General features: G+C 68.5%; 13 protein-coding genes. 9 read left to right on the top strand and 4 right to left on the bottom strand.

What is annotated here, in order from left to right:
• Positions 1-5: 5 nt before the first annotated feature.
• From CJ014_RS06605 to mtnK, 4 genes are all read left to right on the top strand, one after another.
• Positions 6-1,052 carry an aldo/keto reductase gene (locus tag CJ014_RS06605; RefSeq protein WP_100079734.1) on the top strand — a complete coding sequence of 349 codons (1,047 nt, stop codon included), beginning with the start codon at positions 6-8 and terminating at the stop codon, positions 1,050-1,052.
• Positions 1,049-1,993, top strand: a complete 945-nt coding sequence (locus CJ014_RS06600) for a carbohydrate ABC transporter permease (protein WP_100079733.1) — start codon at positions 1,049-1,051, stop codon at positions 1,991-1,993. Before CJ014_RS06605 ends, CJ014_RS06600 begins: the two co-directional genes overlap by 4 nt.
• Complete coding sequence (locus CJ014_RS06595) at positions 1,990-2,811, top strand: carbohydrate ABC transporter permease (protein WP_100079732.1); 822 nt, start codon at positions 1,990-1,992, stop codon at positions 2,809-2,811. Before CJ014_RS06600 ends, CJ014_RS06595 begins: the two co-directional genes overlap by 4 nt.
• A gap of 184 nt (positions 2,812-2,995) precedes the next feature.
• The gene (mtnK, locus tag CJ014_RS06590; protein WP_165790775.1) at positions 2,996-4,300 is read left to right on the top strand and encodes an S-methyl-5-thioribose kinase; all 1,305 of its coding nucleotides are present in this window, start codon (positions 2,996-2,998) and stop codon (positions 4,298-4,300) included.
• Positions 4,301-4,307: 7 nt separating this feature from the next.
• On the opposite strand, the gene CJ014_RS06585 is transcribed toward mtnK, so the two are convergent.
• The 4 genes from CJ014_RS06585 to CJ014_RS06570 form a co-directional block, all read right to left on the bottom strand.
• Positions 4,308-5,243, bottom strand: a complete 936-nt coding sequence (locus CJ014_RS06585; RefSeq protein ID WP_100079730.1) for an NADP-dependent oxidoreductase — start codon at positions 5,241-5,243, stop codon at positions 4,308-4,310.
• Entirely contained in the window at positions 5,240-6,205 is a 966-nt protein-coding gene (locus tag CJ014_RS06580; RefSeq protein WP_100079729.1) for an NADP-dependent oxidoreductase, read from the bottom strand. The genes CJ014_RS06585 and CJ014_RS06580 overlap by 4 nt, the downstream gene beginning before the upstream one ends.
• Positions 6,202-7,245, bottom strand: a complete 1,044-nt coding sequence (locus CJ014_RS06575) for an alcohol dehydrogenase catalytic domain-containing protein (RefSeq protein WP_165790774.1) — start codon at positions 7,243-7,245, stop codon at positions 6,202-6,204. The genes CJ014_RS06580 and CJ014_RS06575 overlap by 4 nt, the downstream gene beginning before the upstream one ends.
• Positions 7,246-7,354: 109 nt before the next feature.
• Entirely contained in the window at positions 7,355-8,407 is a 1,053-nt protein-coding gene (locus tag CJ014_RS06570) for a substrate-binding domain-containing protein (protein ID WP_100079727.1), read from the bottom strand.
• A gap of 292 nt (positions 8,408-8,699) precedes the next feature.
• Between CJ014_RS06570 and mtnA the strand changes: the two genes are divergently transcribed.
• The 5 genes from mtnA to CJ014_RS06545 all read left to right on the top strand — a co-directional run bounded on the left by mtnA (position 8,700) and on the right by CJ014_RS06545 (position 14,132).
• A complete protein-coding gene (gene mtnA, locus CJ014_RS06565; RefSeq protein WP_100079726.1) occupies positions 8,700-9,797 on the top strand; it encodes an S-methyl-5-thioribose-1-phosphate isomerase in 1,098 nt (365 codons plus the stop codon).
• 203 nt (positions 9,798-10,000) lie between these two features.
• Positions 10,001-10,819, top strand: coding sequence for a transporter substrate-binding domain-containing protein (locus CJ014_RS06560; RefSeq protein WP_100079725.1), 819 nt, complete (start codon positions 10,001-10,003; stop codon positions 10,817-10,819).
• Positions 10,809-11,651, top strand: coding sequence for an amino acid ABC transporter permease (locus tag CJ014_RS06555; RefSeq protein WP_207765684.1), 843 nt, complete (start codon positions 10,809-10,811; stop codon positions 11,649-11,651). Before CJ014_RS06560 ends, CJ014_RS06555 begins: the two co-directional genes overlap by 11 nt.
• 24 nt (positions 11,652-11,675) lie before the next feature.
• On the top strand, positions 11,676-12,593 hold the full coding sequence (locus tag CJ014_RS06550; RefSeq protein WP_100079724.1) for a homocysteine S-methyltransferase family protein: 918 nt from the start codon (positions 11,676-11,678) through the stop codon (positions 12,591-12,593).
• Positions 12,594-12,746: 153 nt separating this feature from the next.
• The gene (locus tag CJ014_RS06545) at positions 12,747-14,132 is read left to right on the top strand and encodes an aminotransferase family protein (RefSeq protein WP_100079723.1); all 1,386 of its coding nucleotides are present in this window, start codon (positions 12,747-12,749) and stop codon (positions 14,130-14,132) included.
• Positions 14,133-14,135 lie beyond the last annotated feature (3 nt).

Genomic DNA, 14,135 nt, shown 5'->3' with positions numbered 1-14,135 from the left:
ACGAAATGTCCCAGACAGAGCTTCCGAAGCGGCCGCTCGGCCGGTCAGGCTTTTCCATCACGCCCGTCGGCCTCGGTGCCTGGGCGATCGGCGGCGCCGGCTGGACCTTCGGCTGGGGCGAACAGGACGACCGGGCGTCGATCGCCACCATCCGCCATGCCGTCGAACGCGGCATCAACTGGATCGACACGGCGCCGATCTACGGCCTCGGCCATTCGGAGGAGATCGTCCGCCGGGCGCTGACCGAGATTCCGGCCGGCGAGCGGCCGCTGGTGTTCACCAAGGCCGGCCTCGAATGGGACGACGCCAATCCAACCGCGTATCCCCAGTTCATCGCCTCGCCGGAACGGCTCGAAGCGCAGGTCGAGGCGTCGCTCCGCCGCCTCGGAGTCGACACCATCGACCTGCTGCAAATCCACTGGCCGCCGCGCGACGGTACCGAGATCGAGAGCTACTGGGGCAAGCTCGTCGAGCTGAAACAGACAGGCAAGGTCCGGGCGATCGGCCTTTCCAATCACGACGTCGCCGCTTTGGAACGGGCCGAGCGGATCGGCCATGTCGACACGCTGCAGCCGCCCTTTTCGGCGCTGGCGCGCGATGTCGCCCGCGCCGAGCTGCCCTGGAGCGCCGCCCACCAGACCGGCGTCATCGTCTACAGCCCGCTGCAAAGCGGCCTGCTGACCGGCGCCTTATCGACGGCGCGCATCGCGGCCCTGCCGGCCGACGACTGGCGGCGCGAGTCCGCCGACTTCCAGCAACCGGCCGTCGAGCGCAGCCTTGCCTTCGTCGAGGCCATCCGGCCGGTGGCCGAGCGGCACGGCACGTCGGTGGCGGCGGTGGCCATCGCCTGGACGCTGGCCTGGCCGGGCGTCAGCGGCGCCATCGTCGGCGCCCGGGCGCCGGCGCAGGTGGACGGCTGGATCGACGCCGCCACGCTTGAGCTGACGCCGGCCGACCTCGACGAGATCGCCGATGCGCTGCGGCGGACCAGCGCCGGCAGCGGCCCGCTGCAGCCATCGGAGGCCGAGGTCACGGCCGAGGTCACGGAATGACGCTGGCGCTCGAACGCTTCGACGTCGATGGCCTGGGCGAACGGCGCCTGTCGGCCGTCCGCCGGCTGGTCGCCGCCGGCGGACGCGGGTTGTGGCTGGCGCCCATCGTCGCCGCCCTCGCCGTCACGACGCTCTATCCCACCGTCTTCCTGATCGCGCTGTCGCTCAGCAAGAGCTCGCTCGGCTCGCCGTTCCGCGCCTTCGTCGGCCTCGACCAGTTCGGACGCGTACTGACCGATCCGGTGTTCCTGGCGGCCATCGGCCGCTCCATCGTCTACGGCTTCGTCGGCAGCGCCCTGCAACTGGTTGCCGGCTTTGCCATCGCGCTGCTGTTCTCGTCGCTGATCACGGGCGGGCGCCTCCTGGTCAGCCTGGTGCTGCTGCCGCTGATGACGCCGCCGGTGATGGTCGGCGTCGCCTGGAAGCTGATCCTGGCGCCGGCCGGCGGCCTTCTCAACGGCTGGCTGCTGGCGGCCGGCATCATCGAGGCGCCGATCTCCTTTCTCGGCACCGGAGGGTGGGCCTGGCTGTCGATCGGCCTCGCCGATTTCTGGCAGTGGACGCCGTTCATCGTCATCCTCTGCTTCGCGGCGCTGACGACCCTGCCGGACGGCGTCATCGAGGCGTCGGTGATCGACGGCGCCAACGCGCGGCAGCGGCTCATCCACATCATCCTTCCGGCACTGGCCGCGCCGCTGGCCTCGATCTTCGTCCTGAAATTGATCATCGCCTTCAAGCTGTTCGATCTCGTCTACGTGCTGACCTTCGGCGGCCCCGGCTTCGACACCACCAACGCCGGCTTCGCCATCTGGAAGCACGGCCTGCAGGAGTTCGACGTGGCGCAGGCGGCGGCCGAAACGCTGATCTACGCGGTGGTCATCGGGCTGGTGACGCTGCCGGTGGTGAAACTGCACGCGGCGCTGGAGCGCTGGGATACATGAGCCGCAAGTTTTCCACCGTCGCGGCAGGACGCTGGCTCATCACGGCGCTGGTGGCCGGCTTCTTCGCCCTGCCGATCGCCTATCTCGTTTCAGTGTCGTTCAAGACCAAGGACGACACCCTGTCCGGCGGCTTCCTGCCGTCCACGATCACGTTCGACAACTGGCCGCACGCCTTCAATTCGGTGCCGCTGGTCACGTTCATCGCCAACTCGGTGGCGTCGTCGGTGCTGGCCGGCATCCTCACGCTGGCGATCACCCTGCCCGCCGTCTACGCCACCCTTCGGCTCGGCGTCGGCGGCAAATGGCTGCCCCAGGTGGCGCTGTCGAGCTACATGGCGCCGCCGGTCGTGGCGCTCATTCCCCTGTTCTATCTCCTGAAGCAGATCGGGCTGATCAACTCGGTGGCCGGCCTGGTGCTGGTCTACGGCTGCATCAACGTGCCGGTGGCCTTCTGGCTGTTGACGCCCTTCCTGCGGCGGGTGCCGATCGACATCGAGCATGCCGCGGCCCTCGACGGCGCCGGGCCGCTCCGCATCCTCTGGTCGATCGTGCTGCCGCTGGTGCTGCCCGGCATCGTGGCGACGCTGATCATCGTCGTCATCCTCGCCTACAACGAATTCCTGCTCGCCTCGACCTTCGCCTTCGGCGACGCCACCCGCACGCTGACCGTCGGCATCTCGCTGTTCCAGGGCGACCGGCTGGTCAACTTCGGCCAGATGGCCGCCGCCTCGCTGACCGGCATCGCGCCGGTCTACCTGATCGCGCTGTTCATGCAGCGCCACCTGGTGAGCGGACTGGCCCATGGCGGCGTCAAATGACTTTCGCCGATGAAATGAGGCGTAGCAACCAATTCTCCAGCCGATAGAATTTCGGGCCGGACATTCCAGGATCGGCGCCAAACAAAGACCCCTATTACTCTGCCGATGGCGACCATTTGCTATCCTGCCGCAACAACCAACTTTCTTCGCAACGGCGCCGTCCGGCGGCGCAGGCAGGTCAAACGTGCTCGACACTCCCAACAGCCACTATCGCATTCTGGACGCCGCCACGCTCGCCGGCTATCTCGCCACGCTGCCGGCGGTGCGCGACCGCCTCGGCGGCGGTCCGGACGACTGGCGGATCCGGGATGTCGCCGACGGCAACCTCAATTCGGTTTTCCTCGTCGACGGGCCGCATGGCGGCCTCTGCGTCAAGCAGGCGCTGCCCTACGCCCGCATCCACGGCGAAGGCTGGCCGCTCGACATCAACCGGGCGATCTACGAGAACGCCTATTCGGAGCGCCTCGCGCCGCATGTCGGCGCGCTCGCCCCGGAGATCTTGCATTTCGACGCCGAGCAATTCGTCATCGTCATGGAAAAGCTCGAGCCGCACATCATCCTGCGCAGAGCGCTGATCGACGGCGTTCGCTATCCCAAGGTGCCGGCGGCGGTGGCCGACTACATCGCCAGGGCGAGCTTCTTCACCTCCGACCTCGCCGCGTCCTTCGAGGCGAAGGCCGCCGACGTGGCGCTGTTTTCCCGCAACCTCTCCCTCCAGCGCATTTCCGCCGACCTGATCTTCACCGATCCCTACCAGACCGTCTGGCGCAACAAGGTGATCGAGCCCCACCTTGCGGCCTGGGGCGACGCCTTCCGGTCGGATCTCGACATCAAGACGGCGGTGGCGCGGCTCAGGGCAATCTATTTCACCAAGACCCAGTCGCTGATCCACGGCGATCTGCATTCCGGATCGGTGATGGTCACGGCCGACGACACGCGCGTCATCGACGGCGAGTTCGCCTGGGTCGGGCCGAGCGGCTTCGACGTCGGCAATTTCATCGCCCACTACGCGATGGCCTGGTTCGCCAAGGCGCGTCAGCCCGGCGACCCGGCCGAGCGGGCCGGCTTCCGCGATATCATCGCCGAGGACATCGTCACCTTCCACGAGACGTTCCGCCGGCGCTTCCTGGACATCTGGCGGACGGAAGACAACGGCGGCGACGCCTATCCGGCGGCGCATTTCGCCGGCCCGGCCGGAGCGGCGCGCCTCGAAAGCCTGCGGCAGGCCTATCTGGACGACATCTTCCGGGATGCGATCGGCTTCCTGGCCCTCAAGATCATCCGGCGGGTGCTCGGCTACGCCCAGATCGCCGACTTCCTGGTGATCGCCGAGCCCGAGGCGCAGGCGCGCGCCAAGGCCGGCGCGCTGGCTCTCGCCCGGTCGCTGCTGCTCCATCCCGACCGCTATCCGGACATCGCGGCCATCGTCGGCGCGCTGCCGCGCTTCGACGACATCGGGCTCGATCCGCGCCCCAGCCGCTCCTGGTAGGCAAGCGCTACCCGCCGATCGCGTCGAGGACGATCTTGCCCCGAACGTGCCCCTGCTCGCTGAGGCGGTGCGCCGCCGCCGCTTCGGTGAGCGGAAACACCTGTTCGACGACCGGCCTGACGTGCCCCTGATCGATCAGCGACGCCAGGGTCGTAAGTTGCGGCCCGTTCGGCTGGACGAGGCGACGCACGCCGCGGCGGCCGGCCGGAACGGCGTCGGCGGCGAGCGCGCCGTTGAGGGCGACGAGGAGGCCGCCGGGCCTCAGCGTCGACCAGGAGCGATTCCGGACCTCGCCGCCGATGGCGTCGATCACCACATCGACGTCACGCGCGACCGTCTCGAATGGCGTTGCCCCGTAGTCGATCACCTCGTCCGCCCCGAGCGCTTCGACGAAGGCGCGGTTGCCGGCCGACGCCGTGGCGACGACGCGCGCACCCTTCCACGCCGCGAGCTGGACGGCGAAATGGCCGACACCGCCCGCCGCCGCGTGGACCAGCACGGTCCGGCCGGATTCGAGCCCGGCGACTTCGAACAATGCTTGCCATGCCGTCAGGGCGGCGAGCGGCACGGCGCCGGCCCGCACCAGATCGATGGCAGCGGGCGCGCGGGCGAGCTCGGCGGCCGGGACCACGGCGAACTCGGCGTAGGCGGCGGCCGGCGCCGGAAAGCGGGACAGGGCATAGACCCGATCGCCGGCGACGAAGGCGGTCTCGCCGGGGCCGATCGCCACGACCTCGCCGGCCAGTTCCCAGCCGAGAATGGCCGGCAGCGCGCCGAGCTGACCGGCGACGCCGGCGCCCTTGCGGGTCTTCCAGTCGACGGGGTTGACGCCGGCGCCGTGCACCCGCAACAGCACTTCTCCCGGCCCCGGCTTGGGTGTCGGCGCCTCTTCATAGGTCAAGACTTCCGGTTCGCCGAAGGCATGGATTCGAACGGCTTTCATTCCTCGTCTCCTCTGTCACGCACCCCGAGCACGATCTTGCCGCGATTATGGCCGCTTGCGCCGCGTTCGTGGGCGCGCCGGGCATTCTTCAGCGCGTAGACCTTGTCGATCTCGACGCGGACATGCCCCTCTTCGACGAGGGTCTGGATGGTCGACAGCTGGCGCGCATTGGGCTGCGCCCAGATGAAGCGGCCACGAACGCCGTAGCGGAACGGCGCCTCGGAAAAGGCCTCGCTGCGCGTCGAGACCAGAACGCCGCCCGGCTTCAGCGTCTGCCAGGACCGCTCGCGGACCTCGCCGCCGATCAGGTCGAAGACGACATCGACGTCGCGGACCACCGCCTCGAACGGCTCTTTCCGATAGTCGATCACCTCGTCGGCGCCCAGCCGCTTGAGGAAGGCGCGGTTACCGGCCGAGGCCGTCGCGATGACGCGGGCGCCCTTCCATTTCGCCAGCTGGACCGCGAAATGACCGACGCCGCCGGCGCCGGCGTGAATCAGGATGGTCTGGCCGGCTTCGAGCGCCCCGCTGTCGAAGATGTTCTGCCAAGCGGTAAGCGCCGCCGCCGACAAGGCCGCCGCTTCGACGTGGCCGAGCCCGGAGCCTTTCCGGACCAGTTGCGCCGCCGGCGCCGCGACATATTCGGCATGCGTGCCGCCGGGCTGCGGGAAGCGGACGTAGCCGAACACCTGGTTGCCCGGCTCGAAGTCCGTCACGCCCTTGCCGAGCGCCTCGACGACGCCCGAAACATCCCAGCCGAGCGTCAGCGGGAAGGGATTCTGGAAGAAGCGCGCCGCCCCCTGACCGGCCCGCGTCTTCCAGTCGACCGGGTTGAGCCCGGCGGCGTGAACGCGGATCAGCACCTCGCCTTCGCGCGGCGACGGCTTGGGCACGTCGACATATCGCAGCTCCCCGGGGCCGCCGTAGCTGCCGATCTGCACGGCCTTGATGGTTTCGGTCATGGCAATTCCACATGCTCCGGAGGCGGCTCGCCGCCGATTTCGATGACACATTTGAGGGCGTTGCCGGGCTTGGCCGCCACCGCCACGGCGGAGGCGATCTCCTCCAGCGGGAAGCGGTGCGTCACCAGCAGGCTCGCGTCGATGGCGCCGCTCGCCAGGAGATCGAGCGCGGCGCGCGTGTCGGCCGGGCCGCTGCCGTGCGAGGCGGTCACCGTCCATTCGGCAAAGAACAGGCGACCGAAATCGAAGGGTCGCGCCGCCTCGGGCGGCAACGGCGTGAACAGGAGAACCTCCGCCGCCTGGTCGGCGAGGTCGAAGGCCTGTTCACAGGCCGCCGCGCTCGATGGCGTCACGATCACCTGGGTCGCCAGGCTGCCAAGCTTGGAGCGAATATCCGGCTCGTCCGGATCGAGGGCGAGGTCGGCGCCGAATTGCAGCGCCCGCTGCCGCCGCCAGGGCAGCGGCTCGACGACGGCGACCGACGCGGCGCCGGCCAGCCGGGCAAGCTTCACGAAGACGAGGCCGCTGAAGCCGGCTCCGATCACCAGCACCCGCGAGCCGGCGTCGATGGAGAGGCGGGACAAGGCCCGGACGCAGCAGGATACCGGCTCGACCAGCGCAGCCTGTTCGAAGCCGAAACCGTCCGGCAGCGGCAGCACATCCTTTTCGACCACGGCCGCCGTGACGCGCACATATTCGGCCATGCCGCCCGGCTCGATGCCATGGCGGCGGTGCTCGCGGCAGAGCGTTTCGTGGCCGCGCCGGCAGAGGTCGCAATGGCCGCATGGGGCGCGGTGATGGACGAACACCCGGTCGCCGACACTGAAGGCGGTTACCCCCGCTCCGACCCTGGCCACCACCCCGGCGATCTCATGCCCGAGGTAGACCGGCGCCTTCGGCCGCATGTACCACTCCAGCACGTCGGCGGCGCAGAGGCCGCAGGCGACGACCCGGACCAGGATCTCTCCGGCCGAAATGTCGGGAACGGGCAGGTCGACGAGCCTGACGTCGTCGTTCGACCAATATTGCACGGCCTTCATATGCCCTTCCCTGTGCTCCGATCCTTGCCTGTCGAACGGCGTCCCGCGCGGCCGGCCCCGGCGGGCTGCCGGAACCGGTTCGCGCGGGAGAGACGCGAAAAGCGCCCGCTTACTTGCTGGCCACCGGAATCCACGGGGCAAGGGCGACATCGCTCTCGTTGAACGACGGCAGCTTGGCCGCCAGTTCCTCGATGGTGGTGACGCCGGCCTCGCGCAGTCCGGCCTGGGTGAGCAGGGTCGGCTTGATGACGAGGTTATGGTCGACGGCCTCGCCGGCGACCAATTTGGCGGCGGCACGGATGGCGGCGGCGCCGACCAGGGCCGGATTGGTGGCGACGGTCGCCACCCACGGGCTGCCGTCGGCGACGATCTCCTGGATGTCGGCGGTCGAAACGTCGGCCGAGTAGATCTTGAGCTTGTCGGCGACACCGAGCTCGGTGGCGGCCAGCTTCACGCCGCGGGCAAATTCGTCATAAGGCGCGAAGACCACCGAGATATCCGGGTTGGCGCGCAGCACGGCCTTGGCCTGGTCGGACGTCGAGAGCGCGGTGGTGGCGTTGACGACGCCGAACTGCGCCTTCTCGACCACGCCGGGATTGGCCTTCTTGAACGCCTGCCACACCTCGTTGCGGCGATCGAGCGGCGCAAAGCCGGCGACGTAGGCATAGCCGGCGGTGAAGCTGGTGCCGTTGTCCTTTGCCGCCTGCTCCAGGGCGAGGCGGGCCAGCTCATGATCGCTCTGCTCGACCTGCGGCACGGCGGGATTGTCGATATTGACGTCGAAGGCGACCACCTTGACGCCGGCGTCGAGCGCCTTCTGCACGACGTCGCGCAAGGCTTCCGGCTCGCCGTGGTCGATGACGATCGCCTTGACGCCCAGGTTGATCGCCTGCTCGATCTGCAAACGCTGCTCGGCGCTGTCCTGCCGGCCGGGAAAGACCTGCAGGTCGACGCCGAGCGCCGCCGACTGGGCCTTGGCGCCGGCCTGGACGGCCGAGAAGAAATCGCCGGCGGAAATGTAGCCGACCAGCGCGAACTTGACGCCACCCTGATCGAAGGGCGCGGGCGCGCCGGCCAGCCCGGCGGCCAGGGACGCGCCGGCGAACAGCAGGGGCGCCAGAAGCGCGGCGGTCGAAGCGGCTGTCCTTGCGATGAAGCTCATGGAACGTTCCCCCAGTGCGGCCATGCGGCCGGAATGTGTCGACGGCGCTGCCATTCCCGCCACCCGGCGTGCGGCCAACCGTGACGAAAGGATATTTATCTATCGACAAACTAGTCAAAGAACGTCCGAGACCGTATTCACCCGAAGCGGTGATGTTTGGTTCGTCAGCCGGCACTGAAGAAGAAAACTGTTCCTCCCCATCGCCGCCCCGTCACGCTATGGCTGGACGAACGGGCGACGGAGCCGCCGCCGGTTTCGATGCGGTTGGCCACTGGTGAGAAGGAAGCGCCTCGTGAGGATCCACGGCAAATCCATGCGGACGATCTGGGTTGCGGCGGATAGCTGGGGGGTCGAGATCATCGACCAGACCAGGTTGCCGTTCGCGGTCGAGACGCGCACGCTGCGCTCCTGGCAGGAGGCGGCAAGCGCCATCCGCGACATGGTAGTGCGCGGCGCGCCGCTGATCGGCGCCACCGGCGCCTATGGCCTGGCGCTGGCCATGCGCGAGGACTCCTCTGACCAGAACCTCGAGCGGGCCTATGCGGCGCTGCTCGCCACCCGGCCGACCGCCGTCAACCTGCGCTGGGCGCTCGACGACCTCAGGGGCCGCCTCACCCAGGTCGCGCCGTCCGCGCGCATGGGCCTTGCCTACCGCCGCGCCGCCGAGATCTGCGACGAGGACGTCGAGACCTGCAAGGCGATCGGCAAGCATGGCCTGTCCATCATCCGCGACCTCTGGGAGCAGAAGGGCAAGCCGTCGCGCCTCAACGTCCTCACCCATTGCAACGCCGGCTGGCTCGCCTGCATCGACTGGGGCACTGCCCTCGCCCCGATCTACATGGCCTTCGAAGCGGGCATTCCCATCCATGTCTGGGTCGACGAGACGCGGCCGCGCAACCAGGGCGCCAGCCTCACCGCCTTCGAGCTCGGCCAGCACGGCGTCGATCATACGGTGATCGCCGACAACCTGGGGGGCCACCTGATGCAGCACGGCCTCGTCGACCTGGCGATCGTCGGCACCGACCGCACCACGGCGACCGGCGACGTCTGCAACAAGATCGGCACCTACCTCAAGGCGCTGGCCGCCCACGACAACGGCGTGCCGTTCTACGTGGCGCTGCCGTTCACCACCATCGACTGGACGCTGGAGGATGGCGTCAAGGAAATCCCGATCGAGGAGCGCGACGCCCGCGAGCTCAGCCACATCACCGGCCGCACCGCCGACGGCCGGCTCGAGACGGTGGACATTCTTCCCAAGGGCAGCCCGGCGCTCAACTACGGCTTCGACGTGACGCCGGCCCGCCTGGTCACCGGCCTGATCACCGAGCGCGGCGTCGCAAACGCCAGCCGCAACGGCCTCCTCAAGCTCTACCCGGAGCAGGCACGCTGAGCTCGGCGAACGTGGCGGATTTCACCGATATATGCGGGGCCGAACCGGATTGATCGCTGCAAAGCCCGGAAACTGCTGCCGTTTTACCATCGGCAAAGGGCAAGATATTTCCTCTTGCGGCCGGGATTTGAACGGACCGACTTCGGCGACGGCGGGAGAAGCCTGCATCATGGCTCCATACCAACGACAACGGACCGACCGCCATGATGACGCCCCGCATTCTTGCCCTGATCGTCGCCTTCTCCTTTCCAGCCGTCGCCGTCGCGGGCGGAACCCTCGACCGCGTCCGCGCGAAGGGTGAGGTCGTCGACGTCCTCGTCAACGATTATCCGCCCTTCGGCTTCATCAACGACAACAACGAGCTCGACGGTTTCGACGTCGATGTCGCCAAGGCCTTCGCCGAAAAGCTCGGCGTCAAGCTGAAGCTGGAGACGCCCGGCTGGGAAGCCATCATCGGCGGCAAGTGGGCCGGCCGCTGGGATGTCGCCATCTCCTCGGCGACGCCGACCGAGGAGCGCGCCAAGGTGGTCAATTTCCCGGCGATCTACTACAGCCTGCCGGCCGTGCTGGTGGTCAACAAGGACGAGACGGCCATCCAGTCGGTCAAGGACATTTCCGGCAAGAAGGTCGGCGTCGGCACCGGCTCGTCCTACGAGGCCTACGTCAACCGCAACTTCGTCATTCCCGGCCAGCCGGCCATCGAATTTCCCTTCGACACCGTCGAGGCGGTGCCGGGCGACGAGACGGTCAACTTTCAGAATCTGGCACTCGGACCCGGCGTCCGGCTCGACGCCATCGTCGCCTCGGCCGGCACGGCGCAGGGCCAGATCGAGGCGACCGGCAAGCTGAAGGTGGTCGGCAAGCCGCTGTTCGCCGAGCCGAACGCCGTGGTCACCGACAAGGGCGACCCCGAGTGGGACGCCGAGGTCGCCCGTGTCGTCAAGGAGCTCAGGGACGACGGCACGATCGCCAAAATTTCCGAGAAATGGTTCCACACGGACATCACCAAAGATGTCGAGTGACTTCACGGAGACCATGGCGCCCATCGTCGCGCGGCCGGTGACACCTCACCGGCTGCGTTTCGATTTCAGGCGGCGCGTCTGGACGACCTGGGCGCTGCTCCTGGCGATCCTGCTCGGCGGGCTCTACCAGCTCGGCCTCGACTTCGCGCTGATCCGCGCCAAGCTGCCGTTCATGCTCGGCCTCCATCTGTCGCCCAACGGCTTCGTGCAGGGCGTGGCGCTGACGCTGCTGGTGACGGCGATATCGATGGTGTTCGCCGTCGGCCTCGCCGTGCTGACGGCGCTCGGACGGCTGTCCCGCAACCCGGTCGCCTTCGCGCTCGCCACCTTCTACGCCTCGTTCTTTCGCGGCACGCCGCTTCTCGTGCAGGTGCTGCTGATCTACCTCGCCCTGCCGCAGTTCGGCATCATCCTGTCGGCACTGACCTCCGGCGTGATGGCGCTGTCGCTCAATTATGCCGCCTACCTGGCCGAGACCATCCGCGCCGGCATCCTGTCGGTGCCGCGCGGCCAGCGCGAGGCGGCGATGACGCTCGGCCTGCCGCCGCTGCTGATCGCCTTCAAGATCATCGCCCCGCAGGCGGCGCGCGTCATCATCCCGCCGGCCGGCGCCCAGTTCGTCTCCATGCTGAAGGATTCGTCGCTGGTGTCGCTGATGGGCCTCTGGGAACTCAACTTCCTCGCCCAGTCCTACGGCCGCTCCACCTACCACTACATGGAAATGCTGCTGACGGCCGCCTTCATCTACTGGCTGCTGTCCATCCTGTTCGAGCTCGTGCAGCATCGGCTGGAGGTGCGGTTCGGCCGCGCCTACGGCGCTCCCCGCCGCTGACGACATGCAAAAGAGACACGACACATGAGTGCTCAGACCCGTTTCACCATCCTCGACGGCGGCATGGGCCGCCTGCTCGAACGGCTGGGCGCGCCGTTCCGCCTGCCGGAATGGTCGGCGCTGTCGCTGATCGAGGCACCGGACTACGTGCGTCGCGCCCACCAGGCCTATGTCGACGCCGGCGCCGAGATCATCACCACCAACTCCTACGGCCTGGTGCCGCACATGATCGGCGACCACCGCTTCCGGACGGAGGGGCGCGCCCTCGCCGCCCGCGCCGGCTCGATCGCCCGCGCCGTGGCCGACGCGGCGCCGCGCAAGGTGACGGTAGCCGGCTCGCTGCCGCCGATCTTCGAAAGCTACCGGCCTGACAAGTTCATCGCGGAAGAGGCGCCGCCGATCCTCGCCGAACTGGTGGCCGGCCTCGCGCCGCATGTCGACGTCTGGCTGATCGAAACGCAGAGCTCGACGGCGGAGGCGCTGACGGCGCTGGCCGTCGCCGCGCCGACCGGCAAACCGGTCTATGTGTCCTACACGCTGCGCGACGAGCGCGGGCGCACCGGTCCAGCCGAGCTGAGGTCCTGGGAGCCGGTCGGCGACGCCGTGTCGCGGACGCTGGCCGCCGGCGCCGCCGCCATCCTGTTCAACTGCAGCCAGCCGGAGGTGATGAGCGCCGCGCTGAAGGCTGCCCGGCTCGCCATCGACGCCTTCGGCGATCCGGACATCGGCCTCGGCGTCTACGCCAACGCCTTCGTGCCGGAACCGCCGTCGGACGAGCCCTATGCCGGCATCTCCGAACTGCGGCCCGACCTCGATCCGCCCCACTATCTCAAGTGGGTCGACCGCTGGACCGGCGACGGCGCCACCATCGTCGGCGGCTGCTGCGGCATCGGACCGGAGCATATCGAGGCGATCGCCAGAAGCCGGGCAACGCAGGCCTGACCCCGCCGCGTAGAAAATCCGCGTCGCCGAAGCCGCCTATTTTGGAATGCCCGACCTGTCCTATCGGCGGCCGAACCGACATGATTTGCGCCGCCGCATCCGCCTGCCGTCGGCACGCCTTCGGAAGCCGGCCGCCAGGATAATGGAAGACAGATGACCCTCAGCGCCGCGGCGGAACTCAACGATCCGCAATCCATCATCGATGCCGATCGCGCCCATGTCTGGCATCACCTCATCCAGCACAAGGCCTTCGAGACGGCGGCGCCGCGCATCATCGTCGAGGGCAAGGGCCTGAGGGTGTGGGACATCGCCGGCAAGGAATATCTCGACGCCGTGTCGGGCGGCGTCTGGACGGTCAACGTCGGCTACGGCCGCGCCTCGATCGCCGACGCGGTGCGCGACCAGCTCGTCCGCCTCAACTATTTCGCCAACACCGCCGGCTCGATCCCCGGCGCGCTGTTCGCCGAGCGGCTGACGGCGAAGATGCCGGGCCTGACGCGCGTCTACTTCTCCAATTCCGGCTCGGAGGCCAACGAGAAGGTGTTCAAGATGGTGCGGCAGATCGCCCACCGTCACCATGGCGGCCGCAAGTCGAAGATCCTCTATCGCGAGCGCGACTATCACGGCACCACCTTCGGCGCCCTCTCCGCCAGCGGCCAGAACGAGCGTACCGCCCAATACGGCCCGCTGCTGCCCGGCTTCGTCGCCGTGCCGCACGCCCTCGAATACCGGCGCCAGCAGCGGGGCGCCAACTACGGCGAAGCGGCCGCCGACGCCATCGAGGAGGTGATCCTGCGCGAGGGGCCGGATACGATCGGCGCCATCTGCCTGGAGCCGATCACCGCCGGCGGCGGCGTCATCACCCCGCCCGACGGCTACTGGCAGCGCGTCGAGGAGATCTGCCGCCGCCACGGCATTCTCATTCACATCGACGAGGTGGTGTGCGGCCTCGGCCGTACCGGCGCCTGGTTCGGCTACCAGCATTACGGCGTCCGGCCGGATTTCGTCACCATGGCCAAGGGCGTCGCCTCGGGCTACGCCGCCATCTCCTGCACGGTGACCAGCGAGGCGATCTTCGAGCTGTTCAAGGACGCGCCCGACGATCCGCTCAGCCATTTCCGCGACATCTCCACCTTCGGCGGCTGCGCCTCCGGTCCGGCGGCGGCGCTGGAAAACCTCAGGATCATCGAGGACGAACGGCTGGTGGAAAATTCCGCCCGGCAGGGCGAGCGGCTGATCGCCAACCTCAGGGCCCTTCAGGACAAGCATCCGGCCATCGGCGACGTGCGCGGCAAGGGCCTGTTCGCCGGCGTCGAGCTCGTCGCCGACCGGCAAAGCCGCGAACCGGCCGACGAAAAGCTGGTGCAGGCCGTGGTCGCCGAGTGCGGCGCGCAAGGGGTGATCATCGGCTCCACCAACCGCTCGATCACCGGCTTCAACAACACGCTCTGCCTGGCGCCGGCGCTGATCGCCACGCCGGACGACATCGACGCCATCACGGAAACGATCGGCCGCGCCATCGGGCGCGTGTTCGGCTGATCG

This window comes from Pleomorphomonas carboxyditropha, from assembly GCF_002770725.1.
Taxonomy (GTDB): domain Bacteria; phylum Pseudomonadota; class Alphaproteobacteria; order Rhizobiales; family Pleomorphomonadaceae; genus Pleomorphomonas; species Pleomorphomonas carboxyditropha.
The sequence above is the reverse complement of the archived record's forward strand: the minus strand, read 5'-3'. Positions and strand labels throughout refer to the sequence as shown.